This window comes from Paracoccus tibetensis (assembly GCF_900102505.1).
Classification (GTDB): Bacteria; Pseudomonadota; Alphaproteobacteria; order Rhodobacterales; family Rhodobacteraceae; genus Paracoccus; species Paracoccus tibetensis.
Genome location: NZ_FMVT01000007.1, coordinates 1 through 18,134, shown reverse-complemented (window position 1 = coordinate 18,134; position 18,134 = coordinate 1). Strand labels below are relative to the sequence as shown.

17 protein-coding genes and 2 pseudogenes are annotated in these 18,134 nt (G+C 67.2%); 3 read left to right on the top strand and 16 right to left on the bottom strand.

Annotated features, from left to right (window positions below; genetic code table 11):
* Positions 1-29 precede the first annotated feature (29 nt).
* From BLP73_RS10885 to BLP73_RS10860, 6 genes are all read right to left on the bottom strand, one after another.
* Positions 30-1,043: an ABC transporter permease gene (locus BLP73_RS10885; protein ID WP_090744003.1), complete on the bottom strand. Its 1,014-nt coding sequence runs from the start codon at positions 1,041-1,043 to the stop codon at positions 30-32.
* On the bottom strand, positions 1,040-2,539 hold the full coding sequence (locus tag BLP73_RS10880; RefSeq protein WP_090743999.1) for a sugar ABC transporter ATP-binding protein: 1,500 nt from the start codon (positions 2,537-2,539) through the stop codon (positions 1,040-1,042). The genes BLP73_RS10885 and BLP73_RS10880 overlap by 4 nt, the downstream gene beginning before the upstream one ends.
* The gene (locus tag BLP73_RS10875; RefSeq protein WP_245686645.1) at positions 2,536-3,696 is read right to left on the bottom strand and encodes an ABC transporter permease; all 1,161 of its coding nucleotides are present in this window, start codon (positions 3,694-3,696) and stop codon (positions 2,536-2,538) included. The genes BLP73_RS10880 and BLP73_RS10875 overlap by 4 nt, the downstream gene beginning before the upstream one ends.
* Positions 3,697-3,819: 123 nt before the next feature.
* Positions 3,820-4,821 (bottom strand): sugar ABC transporter substrate-binding protein, encoded by a 1,002-nt coding sequence (locus BLP73_RS10870; RefSeq protein WP_090743989.1) that lies wholly within the window; start codon positions 4,819-4,821, stop codon positions 3,820-3,822.
* Between the two features lie 103 nt (positions 4,822-4,924).
* Positions 4,925-5,956 (bottom strand): Gfo/Idh/MocA family protein, encoded by a 1,032-nt coding sequence (locus BLP73_RS10865; RefSeq protein WP_245686631.1) that lies wholly within the window; start codon positions 5,954-5,956, stop codon positions 4,925-4,927.
* Positions 5,957-6,082: 126 nt separating this feature from the next.
* Positions 6,083-6,925, bottom strand: coding sequence for a phosphogluconate dehydrogenase C-terminal domain-containing protein (locus tag BLP73_RS10860; RefSeq protein WP_090743986.1), 843 nt, complete (start codon positions 6,923-6,925; stop codon positions 6,083-6,085).
* Positions 6,926-6,980: 55 nt separating this feature from the next.
* On the opposite strand from BLP73_RS10860, the gene BLP73_RS10855 reads away from it, so the two are divergent.
* On the top strand, positions 6,981-7,844 hold the full coding sequence (locus BLP73_RS10855; RefSeq protein WP_090743983.1) for a sugar phosphate isomerase/epimerase family protein: 864 nt from the start codon (positions 6,981-6,983) through the stop codon (positions 7,842-7,844).
* Between the two features lie 400 nt (positions 7,845-8,244).
* On the opposite strand, the pseudogene BLP73_RS10850 reads toward BLP73_RS10855, so the two are convergent.
* The 4 genes and pseudogenes from BLP73_RS10850 to BLP73_RS10835 form a co-directional block, all read right to left on the bottom strand.
* A pseudogene (locus BLP73_RS10850) lies at positions 8,245-9,013 on the bottom strand (IS5 family transposase).
* A gap of 61 nt (positions 9,014-9,074) precedes the next feature.
* Positions 9,075-9,809, bottom strand: a complete 735-nt coding sequence (locus BLP73_RS10845; protein ID WP_090743980.1) for an amino acid ABC transporter ATP-binding protein — start codon at positions 9,807-9,809, stop codon at positions 9,075-9,077.
* A complete protein-coding gene (locus BLP73_RS10840; RefSeq protein WP_217630670.1) occupies positions 9,806-10,390 on the bottom strand; it encodes an amino acid ABC transporter permease in 585 nt (194 codons plus the stop codon). The genes BLP73_RS10845 and BLP73_RS10840 overlap by 4 nt, the downstream gene beginning before the upstream one ends.
* A 6-nt stretch (positions 10,391-10,396) precedes the next feature.
* On the bottom strand, positions 10,397-11,536 hold the full coding sequence (locus tag BLP73_RS10835; RefSeq protein ID WP_090743977.1) for a CobW family GTP-binding protein: 1,140 nt from the start codon (positions 11,534-11,536) through the stop codon (positions 10,397-10,399).
* 47 nt (positions 11,537-11,583) lie between these two features.
* Between BLP73_RS10835 and BLP73_RS10830 the strand changes: the two genes are divergently transcribed.
* On the top strand, positions 11,584-11,859 hold the full coding sequence (locus BLP73_RS10830) for a hypothetical protein (RefSeq protein ID WP_090743974.1): 276 nt from the start codon (positions 11,584-11,586) through the stop codon (positions 11,857-11,859).
* A gap of 19 nt (positions 11,860-11,878) precedes the next feature.
* Here the strand turns inward: BLP73_RS10830 and BLP73_RS10825 are convergent, their stop codons facing one another.
* The 6 genes from BLP73_RS10825 to BLP73_RS10800 all read right to left on the bottom strand — a co-directional run bounded on the left by BLP73_RS10825 (position 11,879) and on the right by BLP73_RS10800 (position 17,673).
* The gene (locus BLP73_RS10825; protein WP_090743970.1) at positions 11,879-13,117 is read right to left on the bottom strand and encodes a metallochaperone AztD; all 1,239 of its coding nucleotides are present in this window, start codon (positions 13,115-13,117) and stop codon (positions 11,879-11,881) included.
* 26 nt (positions 13,118-13,143) lie between these two features.
* The gene (gene aztC / locus BLP73_RS10820) at positions 13,144-14,055 is read right to left on the bottom strand and encodes a zinc ABC transporter substrate-binding protein AztC (protein ID WP_090743968.1); all 912 of its coding nucleotides are present in this window, start codon (positions 14,053-14,055) and stop codon (positions 13,144-13,146) included.
* Positions 14,056-14,074: 19 nt separating this feature from the next.
* Positions 14,075-14,941, bottom strand: a complete 867-nt coding sequence (gene aztB / locus BLP73_RS10815) for a zinc ABC transporter permease AztB (protein ID WP_090744602.1) — start codon at positions 14,939-14,941, stop codon at positions 14,075-14,077.
* Positions 14,941-15,690, bottom strand: coding sequence for a zinc ABC transporter ATP-binding protein AztA (gene aztA, locus BLP73_RS10810; RefSeq protein WP_090743965.1), 750 nt, complete (start codon positions 15,688-15,690; stop codon positions 14,941-14,943). The genes aztB and aztA overlap by 1 nt, the downstream gene beginning before the upstream one ends.
* 94 nt (positions 15,691-15,784) lie before the next feature.
* Positions 15,785-16,423 carry a class I SAM-dependent methyltransferase gene (locus BLP73_RS10805; RefSeq protein WP_090743962.1) on the bottom strand — a complete coding sequence of 213 codons (639 nt, stop codon included), beginning with the start codon at positions 16,421-16,423 and terminating at the stop codon, positions 15,785-15,787.
* Entirely contained in the window at positions 16,417-17,673 is a 1,257-nt protein-coding gene (locus BLP73_RS10800) for an MFS transporter (RefSeq protein WP_281179928.1), read from the bottom strand. The genes BLP73_RS10805 and BLP73_RS10800 overlap by 7 nt, the downstream gene beginning before the upstream one ends.
* Positions 17,674-17,770: 97 nt before the next feature.
* Here BLP73_RS10800 and BLP73_RS10795 point away from each other — a divergent pair.
* Positions 17,771-18,134, top strand: a pseudogene (locus BLP73_RS10795) (transposase); the annotation flags it as partial.

Below are 18,134 nucleotides of genomic sequence, written 5' to 3'. Positions count from 1 at the left end.
GGCCCTTTACCGGCAGAACCCGGCGGCAGTCAAATCCTGCGGCCTGCAGGCCCTGATGCAGGTTCGACCGTGCGGATCGTCCGCCGCAGCCGGCTGCGCATCCTGGTGTTGCGAAGCCCGTCGGCCAGTACCGCAAGGAAGATGATCGCACCTTGCAGGATTGGCTGCAGGTAAAGGTTCACCCCCGTGAAGACCAGACCCATCTTCACCGTCTGGATCAGCGTCGCGCCCATCACGGCCCCGAGCGCGGTGCCGGAGCCGCCCATCAGGCTGGCCCCGCCCAGCACTGCGGCGGCGATGACGTCGAACTCGCGCCCCTCGCCGAAGCCTGCGTCCAGCCGACCGATCTGCGCGATCAGCACGAAGCCCGCAACGGCCGCGCAGGCCGACGAGATGACGTAGACGCGGGCCTGCACCCACGCGATCTTGACGCCGGACTTGCGCGCGGCCTCGGGATCGTTGCCGAACGCGTAGACCTGCCGGCCAAAGGTCGTGTGCGCCAGCACGACATGCGCCATTAGCGCGAAGGCCGCGAAGACGACGATAGGCAGCGGAACGCCCAGGATCGACGAGAGGCCGAAGGCCCGCATCGCGGGGGGGAAGTCGAACTGGGTCGAGCTCGTCAGCCAGATGCCGAAGCCGCGGAACAGGAACAGCGTGGCCAGCGTGACGATGAAGGGAATGACGCGAAGGACCACGATGAAGAAGGCGTTGATCAGCCCCAGCACCACCCCGGTCAGCAGGGCGACGACCATGCCGGCCGGCACCGGCAGGTCCAGCGCGCGCATCACCATCCCCGCGATCAGCGCGGCGAGGAACATGACCGAGCCGACCGACAGGTCGATGCCGCCCGTCAGCAGCACGAAGGTCATCCCGATCGCCGCGATTCCGATGAACGAGGATTGCTTGACGATGTTCGCCAGGCTCTCGGGCATCAGGAAGACCGGCGACTGCAACCCGAACCACAGCAGCACCGCCGCGAAGATCAGGTAGGTCGCATGGCGCACGGCCGCGTCCAGCGCGCGTTCGGCAAGGCTGGTCATGCGGCATCCTCCCGGAAAGCCATCGACAGGATCCGCTCGTCCGAAAAGGCCGCGCGGTCGAGGCCGCCGACGATCTCGCCCCGGTTCATCACCAGGATGCGGTCGGCGGTGCCCGTCAGCTCCTCCAGTTCGGACGAGATCATCAGGACGGCCCCGCCCGCGGCGGCCAGCCGGTCGATCAGCGCGTAGATCTCGTATTTTGCGCCCACGTCCACGCCGCGCGTCGGCTCGTCCAGGATGAACAGCCGCGGCGCGCTCATCTGCCACTTGCCGATCACGACCTTCTGCTGGTTGCCGCCCGACAGCGCCTTCACCGGCTGCACGGCGATGTCGCCGGCCTTGACGGCCAGCTCGGTCCGCGCCGCCTCGGTCCGCGCGCTCAGGGCCTGCGGGTCGATCAGCCCGACGGGGCGGCGGCCGAACTCGCGCAGCGAGACCAGCGAGAGGTTGTCGGCGATCGAGGCCTCCATCATCAGCCCCTCGTCCCGGCGGTTCTCGGTCACGAAGGCCATGCCGGCCCGGATCCGGCCCCGCGGCCCTGCCGGCAGCGGCGCGCCGTCCAGCAAGATCTGCCCGCCTTGGTGCGGATCGAGCCCGAAGAGGATTCGCGCCAACTCGCTGCGGCCAGAGCCCATGAGACCGAAGAGGCCCAGCACCTCGCCCTCGTGCAGCGTCAGCGACACGTCCTCGACCACGCCGGGCTGGGTGACGCCCCGCACCTCCAGCACCGGGCGGGGGCGTGGGGCGGCTGTGCGCGGCGGGTAGAGGCCGCCAAGGTCGCGCCCGATCATCGAGCGGATCATCCGCGTCACCGGGAAGGCGTCCACAGGCCCCTCGTCAACCAGCCGGCCGTCGCGCAGCACTGCGATATCGTCCGACAGCCGGCGCACATCGCCCAGGATATGCGAGATGTAGACGATGGTGCGCCCCTCGGCGCGCAGCGCGGCGATCGTGTCGAACAGCCGCTCGGTCTCGCGCGCGGTGAGCGAGGTCGTCGGCTCGTCGAAGATCAGCAGCTGCGCCTCGTTGTGCAGCGCCTTGGCGATCTCGACCAGCTGCCGCTCTCCCGGAGACAGGTTGCCGACCGACAGGCGCGGGTCCACGTCCAGCGACAGCCGGGCCAGGATCTCGCGGGTGCGGGCATGCACGCGGCGCCAGTCGATCAGGCCGAGGCGGCGCGGAAAGCCGTCGATATAGAGGTTCTCGGCCACCGAGAGGTTCGAGAAGAGGTTCAGCTCTTGGTGGATGAAGGCGATCCCGGCGGCAGCCGCGTCGGCGGCCGAGGCCGGGCTGTAGGGCTGGCCTCGCCACAGCATCCGCCCCGCCGTTGGCGCGACGATGCCGCCGATCATGTTCATCAGCGTGGACTTGCCTGCGCCGTTCTGGCCGATCAGCCCGAGGCACGCCCCCTGCCGCACCCGCAGCGTGAGGTCCGAGACGGCCGGCACCCCAAACCAGTCCTTGGTCAGCCCCTCGAGGGTCAGGATGTCGGTCATCGCCGCCGCTCCTGCATCAGGCGGGTGCGCAGCACGTCCAGTAGCGCGGCGCCCAGGATCACCGCACCCTTGACCATGTCCACCTGGAACGAGGACAGGTTCATCAGGTTCAGCGTGTTCGACAGCAGCACGAAGAACAGCACGCCGAAGAAGGTCCAGATGATCTTGGCCTTGCCGCCGAAAAGACTGGTCCCGCCGATGACCGCGGCGCCGATCACGTCCAGCAGGAAGGTGCCGCCGCCGAGCGTGGGGCGACCCGCCTCCAGTCGTGCCGAATAGAGGATCGCGCCAACTGCGGCGCACATGGCCGAGATGACGTAGACTGCGATGATGACCCGGCGGACGGGCACGCCCGAGATTTCGGCCGTGCGGCGGTTCATGCCGATGGCCAGCACCCACCGGCCGAAGATCGTGCGGTTCAGCAGCACATGCGCCGCCACTGCCACGCCCACCGCGATGACCATAGCGTAGGTGACGAAGGAATAGACCTCGCGCCGGGGGATCTGCGGGCTGTCCTTGGCGCCGATATGGACCGAGACGATGTCGCCCTTGCCCAGCTTGATGAAGCTTTCGGGCAGGCGGGCGATGTTCTCGGACTGGGTCAGCCAGATGGCGAACGCGCTGATCGTGATCAGGCCCACCAGCGTGACCATGAATGGGGGCATGTTCAGCACCGCCACCGTCGTGCCATTCAGCAGCCCGACAAGCGCCGCGACAAGCAGCATGGCCATGACCGCCAGCCCGACGCCGCCCATGAGGCCCGCAAAGGGCCCGCCGCCCTCGGTCAGGACCAGCCCCCAGATTGGCGCTTTCGCCAGCACGGCCGGGTCGGCGGCCGTCGTGATCAGCATGGCGCCCACGACCGAGGTGAGCGCGACCACCGACCCTTGGCTCAGGTCGATACCGGCGATGGCCAGCACGAAGGTCTGCCCGATCGCCACGACCAGCAGCGGCCACATGTTGGACATGACGTTGACGATGTTCCCTGGCGCCGTCAGCGTCGGCAGGAATGGCGCCAGCGCCGCCACATAGGCAATCGACAGGTAGAGGACGAAGTAGTCCGACAGGATCAGGTCGCCCGCCCGCGCGCCGAGGCCACGCCGTGGCGTAAAGGGCGGGGGGCTGGCAGAGGGTGGGGCAGTGGCGGCAGGGATCATCGGCACGGGGTTCCGGATCTGACAGGGCGGGCGAAGGCGCCACGGCCCGGATCGGGCGCGCGCCTCGTGCATGACCAGCGATAGGCGCGGCCGGCGCAGCGACCGGCGGCGCCCGATAGCGGGTCAGCGGTTCAGGAACCCGTCGGCCAGCAGGACGCAGCCCCACATGTCCATTTCGCGCTCGGCCAGATTGTCCTGGGTCAGCGCGAAGCCCGGGTCCTCGATCACCTCGTTGGGCGCTGTGTCGCCGGCCTCGATGGCGGCGAGGATCGCGGTCAGCGCGCTCTCGGCCTCGAAATACAGGTCCTGCACGCCGGTCGCCGAGACGTAGCCGTCCTTGATCAGCTGGCAGGCGGTCGCGTCGCCGTCCAGACCGGCCAGCGGGATGTGGCCCTCCTCGCCGGCCGTCTTCCACATGCCGCGCGGCTCGAGAACCGAGCGGATCGTCGGGAAGAGGAAGTCGGACGAGGTGAACATCAGGTCGATCTGCGGGTTGGCGGTGACCGCGGCCTCGAGATTGGCCAGCGCCGTGCCCGCGTCCCAGTTCGAGGCGACCTCGATCACGTTGAACCGGTCCTCGTGCTTGGCGATGGCCGCGCGGAAGCCGTCGCGCCGGCCGACCGCATTCGGATCGCCCAGATCGCCCACGATGATCAGCGCATTCAGCTGCCGGTCTTCGGTCGCGTTCTCCAGCGCCTGCTCGACCACGAAATCCGTCGCGGCCTCGGCGATGGTCGCATTGTCGGCCACCACCACGATGCCGCGCGACAGGTCGGTGGGGGGGCGGTTGAAGACGGCGATCGGCACGTCGGCATCCTGCGCCTCGCGCACGATGGTTGTTGCGCTGTCGCCATCCTGCGGGATGATGATGATCCCGTCCACGCCTTGGGCCACGCAGTCGCGCACCTGTTCCAGCTGGCGGTTGGCGTCCTCGTTGGCGTTGCGCTCGATCACCTGGTGACCGGCCTCGGTCAAGGTGGTGGTGATGGCCTTGTGGCCGGCGACCCAGAACTCGGTCTCGAGATCCTGGAACGCGAAGCAGATCGTCGCGGCCTGTGCCTGCCCGCCAAGGCTGGCACCTCCGGCAACAACGGCGAGAGCGGCGAATTTTGTCAGCAGGTTCATGTGTTCCTCCCTGGAAATGCTGATGGACAAGGCGCGGAGTGCATCGCTCCCCGCCGTTAGTGCGGCCGCTCCTCCGGCCGGTCGTGCAGACGTGGCGGAGGCCTCAGCCTGGCGCCGCGCCTTCTGGAACGAGCGTCGCGCCGGACTTGGCCGCGCGGATCGCGGCCAGCGTTACCGCCAGCGTGCGCAGGTTGTCGGCGCCCGATGGCTGCGGCTGCGCGCGGCCGGCCAGCACCTCCAGCACATGGGTCTGGAAGGCGCACACCGAATCCTGGATCAGATGCCAGGGCCGCGCGCCCCAGATGGGCAGTTCCGGCTCAACATCGATATCGGCGGGACCGTCCGAACCGTGCTGGCGCAGGCGGTAGCCGGCCAGCACCTCCAGCGTGCCGGCATCGCCCTCGACCCGGCCCAGTGTCTGCGGAAACGGATCGGGCGACAGCTGGGCGAAAAAGCTGCACTCGACGCTGCTGACCGCGCCAGAGCTGTGGCGGAGCAGCGCCTGGAACGCATCCTGCCCTGCCACGCGCGGGTTCAGGCGCTGCGTCTCGCAAGACACCCGCACCACATCGCCCATCAGGCAACTTGCCATGTCGAACAGATGCAGGCCCACATCCATCAGGGCAAGGTCGGGCTCCTCGGCCAGATAGGGCTGGGCGGTGTAGATGTCGAAGGCATGGCGGAAGGACAGGCGCAGGAAGCGAGGCGTCCCGACAACGCCCGCCGCCAGCCGCGCCTGCACCGCGCGCCACGGAGCCTGCCAGCGGAAGTTCTCGTGCACGAACAGCGGCACGTCCGCCGCCGCGCAGGCCGAAACCATCGCCTGTCCGTCGGTCAGCGAAGCCGCAAACGGCTTCTGGCAGATCACTGCACCTGAATGTTGCACCGCAAGCGTCACAAGCTTGCGGTGCGAAGCCACGGTCGTGACGATATCCGTCGCATCGGGCCGGACCTCTGCCAGCATGACAGCGGGATCGGTGAAGGCCTCGGCTCCGAACTCGGCAGCGAAATTGCCGGCCCTGCCGGAATCCAGATCACAAACCGCCACCACCTTTGCCCCCGGCAGGTCGCGCCAAGCCAGCATATGGTTGCGCGCGAAGAAGCCGCATCCGATCAGCGCCACCCGAACGGTCACAGCAACGCCCCTGGCATCCGGGCGGCGAGGATGGTCCTGGCTGTATCGGGCATTGCGGGTCCCCTATGGTCAGGCCGGAGCGAAGGCTGCCCCCGGATAACAGCTGTTCCCCTTGCCGAAGCCGGATCAGATCTTGCCATGCACGATAAGATCAGATGCCTGCCGCACCACCTGGGGCGACAACGCCTCGCGCCAGGTGTCCTTCATGATCTTGGACTTGCCAAATTCGAGCAACTTCAGCGCAGCATCGGACGGCACCTTGGGCGAGTAGCCGAACCACATCGCGATCTCGACATTCAGATGCCCGATGAGAAAATCATGCGCCGCCTCGCGCGGGATGCCGTAGCGCGTCTCGCATTCGTCCACGGCCTCGGTCATCACGTCAATCATGCACATGGCGAGCATCTCGGACAGGCCGGGCTCCAGAATCGCCAGCTGCTCGGTCGTCACGCGGTGCACCTTGGTAACAGGCGACCACATGTCGACGCAAATCTCCGCGCCAAGCGCGTAGTGCTCCTCTGGCCCCTGCATCAGCGCGCAGACGATCGACTGCTTGGCGACGCCGCCATGGTAATCGCGTCGGGCCGCCATCTCGGTTTCGTCGTTGAACAAGGGCGGGTGACACGGGTGGCCGATGAAATAGGTCAGGTCAGGGCGGTCCTTTGGCAGCACGTCTGCATAGGGCGCGGCAGCATCCAGGATCAGGACCATCGTGCCCGAGGCCAGATGCGGCGCGATCTCGGCGGTCACGCTGCCGATCACGTTGTCGGGCAGGGCCAGTACCACCACCTCGGCCCCTGCCAGTCCGGCGGCGGCGTCAGTTGCGGCAATCCCGGCATCATTCAACCGGGCCATCCCCGCTGCGCCAATCTCGACCGCGCGCACGTCATGCCCCGCCTCGACCAGTTTTCCGGTCACCCGGAACCCCATCTTTCCGCCAGCGCCAAGGACGGCCACACTGCGCTTCATGTCTTTCTCCTCAGGCCGGTTCTGCAACTTGCTCAGATGATGGTATGATGAGTATATGTATGTCAAGCCTTCAGAAAGGGTCTGTATGCAAGCGGCGGTTTCGACAACGGTGATCGACGGAATGGACTTTGCGCGCGGCGCACGGGTTCTGGCAGAAGCCGGTGCGACCGAGGTTGAGCCGGCCTATATCGATGGGTACACCCCCTTCGACGAAGCCACGTTCAGCGCTGCCAACGGACGCGCAGTCGCTGCTCTGTTCGCGGCCGAAGGGCTGTCGATCCGCGCGATGTCCGCCCATACCGATCTGGGCCGGGCGGATGGCGCGGACCGGCTGCTGCGGCGGCTGACATTCGCGGCGGCTATGGGCGCGGGGACGGTCATTTCCAATGCCACCGCGTCGGGGAACCTGGACGGGCTTCTGCGCACGCTGGAGACGGTCGTGCCGGAACTGGAGGCGGCGGGCATTGTGCTTGCGCTTGAAAACCCCGGGCATGGCAGCGAAGCACTGCTGCCGGATGGCGCGGCGGGCGCGTCCTTCGTCGCCTCCTTTGGCAGCCCGTGGGTCCGGTTCAACTATGACATCGGCAATGCCGTCACGTATTCTGGTGGCCGGATCGATCTGGCTGCCGACCTTGCCGCCGTACGAGGGCAGGCCAGCCGCCTGCATCTTAAGGACGTGGCGGTAACAGGCGCGGACTGGACCTTCTGCCCGATCGGCGAGGGCTTTGTCGGCTATGGCGAGCGGGTTGATCGGTCGGTGCTGGAGGGTCTGCCGCTGACGGTCGAGCATCCGATCCGCCTGCACCGACCCGGCCGCGGCGATCCCGTCCGCCGCGCCGAGGCCCCGACCGAGGCAGAAATCCGAGTCGCACTTGCAGCCTCCGCGACTGCTCTAGACCGGCTGCTGAGCGGCGATTGAACCCGGATACGTGTGAGAGAGTCCCTGCGACCTCTGCTCCGCCAGCGGCGGCTTCTGCGCGTTCTGCCACTGCCGGACGACGGGCCCCGCGGCTCTAGCGTATGTGATAAACCTTGGGCAGCTTTGCTCACGCTGACGAAAAGAGCCGACGATTGCATTGGGCGCGTAGTTGGAGAGATAGACAAAACGGTTGCATTATGTTGATCAGACGATTGCTGCTACTGTAAGGGCGTGCTGCCGTCCCGCGGCACTCCGCACCCATACCGGGCCTAAACTGGTTGAAGTGGAGTGCCACCCGAAGTCAGCCAGTGGTGCATGTCGGGCAGCCTCGCTCCAGCTAGAGTCGTTCCTGGCCCACGCTTTCCTTGTCTTTCTTCTAGGGTCAGGACTCGTTCTTTCATTATAGCCAGAACATGACGGTAGCGGCGAGTGCGACGGCTGAGAGGAAGACCTTCGGGCACCTGTCGTAGCGCGTTGCCACCCGTCGCCAATCCTTCAGACGCCCGAACATGATCTCGATCCTATTGCGGCGTTTGTAGCGGCGCTTGTCGTGCTTGATGGGCTTGCCGCGAGACTTCCTGCCGGGAATGCAGGGCCTTATCCCCTTGTCTTTCAACACTTCCCTGAACCAATCAGCGTCATAACCGCGGTCGGCGAGCAACCATTCCGCCTTTGGTAGGCTGCCCAGCAGGGCCGCCGCACCGGTGTAGTCGCTCACCTGGCCTGCGGTCATGAAGAAGCGGATCGGGCGGTCATCGGCATCGGTGATGGCATGCAACTTGGTGTTCATGCCGCCCTTCGTGCGGCCGATCAGACGCCCCCTTTGGTCGCCTAGCCCCCCTTTTTCGACCGCAGGCTGGTCGCCGTGCGGTGCGCCTTGAGATAGGTCGCTCGATCATCACCGTCTTCGGGACGGCGGCCTCGGCGGCCAGCCCAGCCATCATCCGAGCGAAGACCCCCTTGTCGCTCCACCGCTTCCAACGGTTGTAGAGGGTCTTCGGCGGGCCATAATCCTTCGGCGCATCGCACCAGCGCAAGCCATCGCGGTTGATGAAGATTATGCCGCTCAGCACCCGCAGATCATCGACGCGAGGCTTGCCGTGGCTCTTGGGAAAGAAGGGCCGCAGCCGCGCCATTTGCGCTTCTGTAAGCCAGAAAAGGTTGCTCATGATCCAGTCTCCTTGCGGAGGCAGAATCACGCCGCGAGCAGATGATCAATGGGTCCTGACCCTAGCGAACGATCTGGCGGAGAAATTCTTGCGTGCGGGGGTTGGTGGGGCGGTTAAAGAAGCTGTCAGGCGGGCCTGTTTCGACGATTTGGCCATCGGCCATGAACACGACTCGGTCCGCGACGCGGCGCGCAAAGCCCATCTCGTGGGTCACCACCACCATCGTCATGCCGTCCTCGGCAAGCTGGATCATCGTGTCCAGCACCTCGCCGATCATCTCGGGGTCGAGGGCGCTGGTTGGCTCGTCGAACAGCATGATGCGGGGCGACATGCAGAGGGCGCGGGCGATGGCGACGCGCTGCTGCTGTCCACCGGAAAGCTGTCCGGGATACTTGTCCGCTTGCTCGGGGATGCGCACGCGGCCCAAGTAGTGCCGCGCCTGCTCGACCGCCTTTGCGCGCGGCGTTCGGCGGGCGAGGATCTGCGGCAAAGCGCAATTCTCGAGCACCGTCAGATGCGGGAACAGGTTGAAGTGCTGGAACACCATGCCGACCTCGCGGCGCACCGCGTCGAGGTTCTTCAGGTCGTCGTTCAGCACCGTGCCGCCGACCTCGATGGTGCCCGACTGATGCTCCTCCAGCCGGTTGAGGCAGCGGATCAGCGTTGATTTGCCGGACCCCGAAGGGCCGCAGATGACGATGCGCTCTCCCGTGGCCACGCTCAGGTCCACGTCACGCAGGGCGTGGTAGGTGCCATACCATTTGTTGAGGCCGGTGACGGTGATCGCGTCGGTCATGCGTGGCTCCTTGCCTTGACGCCGCGCTCGAGCCAGCGGGCATAGATCGAGATGGAAAAGCAGATCGCGAAGTAGATGGCCGCGACAAAGAGGTAGGTTTCGGTGAAGGGCGCGGGCCAGGTCGGATCGCCCGCGGCCGCCCGGCCGGCGCCCAGCATGTCGAAGACGCCGACGATCATCACCAGCGAGGTGTTCTTGACCATGACGATGGCGGTGTTCGTCAGCGGCGGAATGACCTTCTGGATCGCCTGCGGCAGGATGATGTTCCAGATCATCTTCCAGTAGGGGATGCCGAGCGCCCGCGCCGCCTCCGCCTGTCCGGGGCCGAGGCCCTGAAGCCCGCCGCGCAGGACTTCGGCCAGATAGGCTGCGGCGAAGATGGTCAGGGCCGCGACCGTGCGGCCCAGCTTGTCGATGGTCCAGCCCGCAGGCAGCAGCAACGGCAAGAGGATGGCTGCGACAAAGAGAAGGCCAACCAGCGGCAGGCCCCGCACCAGCTCGATCACGCTGACCGAGATGGCCTTGACCACCGGCTGATCGGCCGTCAGCACGGGCTGTGGATGCTGGCGGGCAGCGGTCATTCCCTCTCACCGTTCCGGGACTTGCTGCGACACCTCGACTTCGAGATCAGGTTCACGGCCGGTCCCGCCCGGCCTCAACCGCAGCAGTTCCAGCGTGCCGGCCAGCGCTTCGGCACTGAGATCGCGGGCGATCAGGACGACGCGGCTTGTCTGATCATCTTTAGGCCAGTCCTTCAGCGGCACCGGCGCCTCCAGCATGTGCTGGACGCCGTGCAGCACGAAGGGACAGGGGGCGTCCTCGATATGGACGATGGCCTTCAGGCGCAGGATCGACTGACCCTGCGTGCCGAGCAGCATGTCCATCCAGAAGTCGAAAACCGGCGCGGGAATGGGTCGGTCGATCGTGATCGAGGCGGTGGCGATGTTGTTCTCGCGCGCGTGGTGCGGTGCGGTCGAGGGGAAGCCGGCAAGCGCAGCTGGCGCGGGTGACGCGGGTGACGCGGGTGACGGTGCCTTGAAGCCGGACAGCCCGGCCAGAGGGTCGGCGACCTCGCCCACCCATTCCAGCGCGGCAAGGCCGTTCCCGCTGCTGCGCCCGGTCGAGAGGTCGAACAGGCAGCCCGGCGGCAGCGCCCCCCGGTCCGCCTGCAGCCGGGCGGCCTGCGGGTTCAACGCGTCCAGCCTACGCTCCAGAGCTGCGCGGTCCATCGGCGAGACGAGGTCGCATTTGGTCAGCACGATCCGGTCGGCCATCGCGACCTGCGCCTGCGCTTCGGCGTGACGGTCCAGCGTCGAGGCGCCAAGAGCGGCATCCACCGCCGTGACAATTCCGTCCAGCCGAAAGCTGCGGGCGATCCGGGCGTCCAGCATCAGCGTGTGGTGGATGGGGCCGGGATCGGCGAGGCCCGTCGTTTCGATCACCACCCGGTCGAAGGTCAGCGTTTCCGCGTCCAGCCGGTCATGCAGCTCCGCCAGCGTCCGCGACAGGTCGTTGCGGATGGTGCAGCAGATGCAGCCGGACTCCATCAGCACGACATCCTCGGCGACGTTCTCGATCAGGTCGTGGTCCAGCCCGGCCTCGCCGAACTCGTTGACGATCACGGCGATGCGTCCGGCTGAGGGATCGTGCAGCAGTCGGTTCAGGAGCGTGGTCTTGCCGGCGCCCAGAAAGCCGGTCAGCAGGGTGACGGGTATGCGGTCTGCCATGTTGCGGGTCCTGTCATTCGGTGGTTGGCTGAGGGCCGGAGGTGGGCATGAGCCTTGCAGATCAGATCAGGGACAAGGCTGCAGCCGTGTGGCATTTCGGGCGCCTGCGCCGGCTGGTGCGGGCCGAGGCCGGGCTGGCGCCGCAGGTGCTGGTCAGCGTGGCCGAAATCCCCTGCGAGGATCCAGCCTGCGAGGGGCCGGCAACGCAGATCACGATCCTCGGGATGGACCTGATGCGGCGGGTGATGGTGATCCACCGTCCCGCCGCCAACGTCAGCGCCGCCGATATTGCCGCGGCATTGGGCAACGCACCCGGCCCGTGACAGGCCGGGTGCCGGAGCATCAGTGGATGACGCCGCTGCCGCCGGCGACGGCGATGTTGTAGGGGGTGCCCTCGACCTCGATCGTGCCCAGCTCGGACAAGTCTTCCGTGCTGATGCGCCTCACCAGGCCCGCGTTCGGATCGGTCACCACGACCTCGTCCCCGGCCATGGCGATGCGCGGGCGGGCGTCGTTCCAGTGGCCGTCCATCGAATAAGGCTCGGTCACGCGGGCGGACTGCTCGATCTCGGCGGACAGCATGTTGATGCGGTGCAGGCTGCCGTCCTCGGTCAGCACGAAGGCGTTAGCGGGCTGGACCGGGTCCAGCGCGAAATCGACGCGGCGGAAGGGCAGCGCGATGCGGGTGAAATGCGGCTCGTCGACCGGATCGATCACCACCAGCCCGTCGGGGCCGTGATTGCCGAGGAACATCTGGATCGCGTTCGAGCCGAGGATCGTGCCGGTGGTCAAGTCCTGCGGCAGGTCGGCGGGATATTCCAGCATCTCGTATTCGACACGTTCACCCGAGGCCGTCGCGGTCAGCACGCCCTCGCGGCAACCGGCGACCAGATAGGCGCCCGAGAAGGCCTCGCCATGGATCGCGGTGCAGGTGGCCAGATCGCCGGTGGCGTTGCCCTCGGCATCAAAGGCCTGCAGGCCGAGGCGAGGGACGGAGGCGTCACCCGTCACTTCCTCGTCCGAGGCGACGGTCGAGAGCCAGCTCGCGCCCATCGGCGCGACAAAGCCGTGATGGGCGCGGGATTGCGGGAAACGCTGCGGATCGATCTCGCCGCGCGCCAGGGCGGCGCTGTCCAGCACCTCGGCATAGCCGCCGCGGTCGTAGTTGATGACGATCTTGCCGTCGTGATCGACCAGGTGGAAGGGGCGCGGGCCGGTCAGGGACGCCTCGAAGGCTTCGGGGTCGGTGACCGAGATGTCGGCGTGATCGCCGTGATCCTCGAAGGAGATGCCGCTGGAGAAGAAATGCACGGCGTCATCGTCGGACTGCACGGCCGCCACGACCGCGCCGCCGGCAACCGGGAAAAGCTTGGTCTGGCCAGTTGTCTCAAAGCTCCAGCGGTTCTCGGGCTCCGACAGGTCGATCGCTGTGACCTGCCCGCTGGCGTGATCGCCGACAAACAGCCGATAGAGCGTCACGTCGCCCTCATGGGCGTGGTCATGATCTTGGCTGTCCTGCGCCACGGCGGCGCCGGCCACCATCAAGGCCAGCGTGCCGGCGCCAGCGAAAGTTCTGAACATGGTCGTTCTCCTTTGGTTGGAAGGGGTCACTCTGCGGCCAGTGCCGAGGTGATGGTGTCGGCGTTGTGGCGCATCATCGACAGGTAGGTGGGGGCCGGACCGTCCGGCCCCGACAGGGCGTCGGAGTAAAGCGTGCCGGCCAGCTCCAGCCCTGTCTCGGCCGCGATGCGGTCCAGAAGCCGAGTGTCCGAGATGTTCTCGGCGAAGATCGCGCGGGCGTTCGTGTCGCGGATCTCGCGGATCAGGCCCGCCACATCGGCGGCCGAGGCCTCGGACTCCGTGCTGAGGCCCTGCGGCGACAGAAAGGCAATACCGTATTCTTCTTGGAAATAGCGAAAAGCGTTGTGGGCGACGACGACGGTGCGGCAGTCTTCGGGCAGGGCGTCCACGGCCTCGCGGATCTCGGCATCCAGCATGTCGAGCTCCTGCGTGTAGGCGGCGGCATTGGCGCGGTAGGCCTCGCAGCCATCGGCATCGGCATCGCAGAAGGCATCTGCGATGGTCGCCACATAGGCGCGGGCATGCGGCACGGCCTGCCAGGCATGGGGGTCATGGGCGCCGGCATGCCAGATCGCCTGATCGCCGATATAGTGGTAGTGCCCGCCTGCCGGGTCCTCCAGCACCTCGGCCCCGTCGGTCAGCGCCACAACGGCGGCATCCGTGCCGCTGGCGGCGATCAGGCGGTCGACGAAGCCTTCGAAGCCCAGCCCGTTGGTCAGCACCACATCGGCGCGAGCCACGGCCATCGCATCGCGCGGGCGCGGCTCGTAGACATGGGCGTCGGCGTCAGGGCCGACCAGCACCTCCAGTGCGATCCGGTCGCCGCCGACCTGCGCCGCTATGTCTCCGATGATCGAGAAGGTCGCGACGACCTGCGGCGGCTCGGCGCGCGCGGCAGCAGTGGTCAGGGCAAGGGCCGGGAGGATGCGCAGAATCATGGGTGTTCCTTTCCGTGGATCAGGCGGTGCGGTGATTGCGCCGCGGCAGGCGCGGCAGCAGCAGCCCGCGCGGCCCGATCAGCACCGACATGAGATAGACCGCCCCCGCCGACAGCGTGATCGACGGCCCCGAAGGCAGCGAGAAATGGTAGGAGAGCAGCAGCCCCAGGGCCGAGGACGCCGCGCCGATCGCCACCGCCAGCACGACCATCGGCAGCACCGCCTGCGTCCAGAAGCGCGCGGCCGCGGCGGGCAGGATCATCAGCCCGACGGCCAGCAGCGTCCCAAGCGCCTGGAACCCGGCCACCAGGTTCAGGACGACCAGCGCCAGGAACCCGAAATGCACCACTGTCCCCATCCTCGAGACCGAGCGCAGGAACAGCGGATCCAGGCACTCCGCCACCAGCGCCCGCCACAGCAGTCCGAAAGCAAGCGCGGTCACTGCCAGCACCAGCCCGATCAACACCAGCGCAGCATCGTCCAGTGCCAGCACGGTGCCGAAGAGCACATGCATCAGATCGACGCTGGAGCCGCGCAGCGACACCATCACCACACCCACCGACAGAGAGATGAGGTAGAAGGCCGCCATAGAGGCGTCCTCGTGCTGGACCGTCAGCCGCGCGACCGCGCCAGCGCCGACGGCCACCACTGCGCCCGCAATCAGCCCGCCAAGCGTCATGGGCCAGATCTCAAGCCCGTAGATCAGGAACCCCGCCGCCGCGCCCGGCAGAATCGCATGCGCCATGGCATCGCCCGTCAGGCTCATCCTTCGCAGCATCAGGAAGACCCCGACAGGGCAGGCCGCGAGCGACAGCATCAAGGCGCCAGCCAGCGCGCGCTGCATGAAGGCGAATTCGGCGAAGGGCGCGACAGCCAATTCCCACATCACGCGGCCTGCCAGGCGCCGTTCGGTGCGCACCAAGGGGCGGCCTCGTCCCAGGCCTCCTGAAAGCTGCGGGCGCGGGCGATGTTCGCTTCGTTCAGGACATCGGCGGTCGGGCCCCAGGCCACCGCGCCCCGGGCCAGAAGCAGCGTATGCGGGAAATGCGCGCGCACCAGCGCCAGATCATGGGCGACGGTCAGCACGGTGCGCCCCTCGGCATGCCAGCGCCCGATGAGGGCGGTCAGGTCGCGGATGGTCTTGTCGTCGATGGCGTTGAACGGCTCGTCCAGCAGGATCAGCGGCGCATCCTGCACCAGCACCCGCGCGAACAACGTCCGCTGCAGTTGCCCGCCCGAGAGGGTGTCCAGCGGACGGCTCTCGAACCCTTCCAGCCCGACCTGCGCCAAGGCGTCCGTGACCCGCGCCCGGTCCTCGGCCCGGTGCCGGCCCAGAAGGCCGCGCCGCTGCCAGAGGCCTAGCGCGACAATATCCCGCACCCGTGCCGGAAAGCCCCGGTCCATTTCCGAGATCTGCGCCAGATAGGCCAGCGCCTGACGCCCCGTGCTGCACCGCCCGCCCATCGGCGCCAGCAGCCCGGCGATCGTCTTGAGCAGCGTCGACTTGCCCGACCCGTTCGGCCCGACGATCGCCGTGAGCGAACCCCGCGCGAACTCCCCGGTCACGTGGTGGATCGCAGCATGGCTGCCATAGCCGGCAGTCAGGTCGTGAAGTGCGACAGCGGAACTGGCCACGTATGATGAAAGTGATGCCAAAACGAGCGTCCTTTAGAGTCAGTGCGTAATAACGTAACATTTGCATGGTGCGCAAGAGAGTGAGGCGCAGCAGCTATGTCAAGCGCATCCGAACCAGCACAAGGTTGTCCTCCAGCGTCGCCTCGGCGCCGTCCGGCCCTCGGCCGGGGCGCGTGACGATCTCGGCGTGAATGGCCTCAAGCTCGGGCGTGGGCGCACCGATGACGGCCAGTTCTTCAGCCAAGCTGGGAAAGATCGTCGATGGCGTTGCTTTCGGGCTCCACGGCGGCGGGGCCGCGTGCGAGAGGACTAGAAGATGACCCCCCGGGCGCAGTTGCCGAGCTGCTTGGCTGAGGATCGCGGCGCGCGCCAAGGCAACGGGCGATTGGAGATAGAGCGCGGTGATCAGGTCGAACGCCCCCTCGGGCAGGGCGGCCGACAGATCGCATTGCTCGAACTGCGCCTGCTGTTCTAGACCCACTTCAGCCGCGCGCGCACGGGCACGGGCGACGGCCGTTTCGGAGATGTCGCAGCCGCGCGCCAGCCAGCCCTGCTGGGCCAGCCAGATCACGTCGTCGCCATGCGAGGCTCCGAGGTCCAGCGCCCGGCCAGGCGTCAACTTGGCCGCGATCCGCTGAAGCGCAGCGGTGGCGCGGCCGCTCGATGTTCTGCGCTTGGTGAGGTAGAACTCTTCCCAGAAGGTGGCAGGGTCTTGCTCTGATTCAGTCAGCATGCTTCGGCCTTTCGACGAGAACGGTTGGTTTGGTGCAACACGGCCAGTGCCAGCAGCGCCGCGGCTCCGGTCGCGCTGATCTGCAGCCACATCATCATGGAGGCTGCCTCCAGCCCCGGCCTTGTCTCCAGCGCCTGCCCGTAAACGGCGAAGCTTAGCGCGATGGAGGCGGCCATGCTGACCTGCTGCATGGTCTGGATGGCGCCGGCGCCCGCTCCGGCCAGCGACTTCGGCAGGCTCGACATGCCGAGCTGCATGACCGAGGTGATTGTGAGCCCCATCGCCGCGCCCGCCGCCAGCATCCCCGCCCGCAGCGGCCAGAGGCGCGCCGGCGTCATTCCAGGCAGGACCCCCTGGATCAGCAGGAAGCTTGCGCAAAGCAGCAGGATCCCGAGCGCCGCCCGCGCCAGCGGTTGCAGGGGCAGCCGCCCGGCCGCCCAGGAGCCGGCAACGACGCCACCTGGAAAGCCTGCCGTCACCAACCCCGTCTGCAACGGGCCAAGGCCCACTTCGCTCTGCAGCGCGAGCGACAGAACCATGAAGAAGCCGGGCGGCGCCGAGACGGCCAGAAGAAGGAAGACGAGGCTCCAGCGGAAGCTCGGGTTGCGCAGGAGGGAGGGCGGGATCAAGGCCGCAGGTCCGGCCCTTACGGTCAGACGGACGAACAGGGCCGCGCATGGCGAGGCCGCGGCCAGCATAAGGAAGACGGGAGCGGGCCAGCCGAAGGCAGGGCCAAGCGACAGGGGCGCCACGAGGCAGAGGATGATGGCGGCGAAGCTGGCGATCTCGGATAGCCGGCTGCCACCGCCACTGGCCGGCTCGTCCGGGGTCAGATGCCGTGCGGCCAGCAGCATCACCGTCAACGCAAGCGCCGCCTCGGCTCCGAAGATCGCGCGCCAGCCGAGCCATTCCGGCGCGGCCACCAGCAGAGCCCCCGCCAGCAGGGGGCCGCAAACCGAGGCGAAGGAGCCGGTCATTGCCAGCCGTGCAAATGCGCCTGATTGAGCGGCGGGCGCGAAAAGGCGCGGGATCATCGCCAGCGCCTGAGGCGCCAGAGCCGCGGCGCCGATTGCCTGAACCATCCGCGCCCCCGCCAGAAACACCGGCCCCGGCGCATGAGCTGACAGCAGCGCCCCAAGAAGAAAGAGCATGCCGCCCGTCAGAAAGACACGCCGCCGCCCGAAGCGGTCGCCGGCTCGCCCCGCCGGCAGCAGAAGCATCGCCACGACAAGGGGATACGTTCCCGCGATCAGCGCGAGCGGCCCGGTGCCTAGGGTCAGGATCCATTGATTTGCTTGAGGCTGTCCGGCCCGCGTGATTCATGCTCCCGAACTGACGGGGGTGATGATGAGCAATCTTTTCTGGTTGACCGACGCGCAGATGGAGCGGTTGAAGCCGTTCTTCCCGAAGTCCCACGGCAAGCCGCGAGTCGATGACCGGCGTGTGCTGAGCGGAATAATCTTCATCAATCGCAATGGGTTGAGGTGGTGCGATGCGCCTCGGGAATATGGCCCGCCCCAGACCCTCTACAATCGCTGGAAGCGGTGGGGCGATATGGGGGTCTTCGCCCGGATGATGGAGGGGCTGGCGTCCGAAGGCGGCGAGGAGAAGGTTGTCATGATCGACGCAACGTATCTGAAAGCGCATCGCACAGCCTCGAGCCTGCGGGTGAAAAAGGGGGGTCCGATGACAAGCGCGGACGTCTGATCGG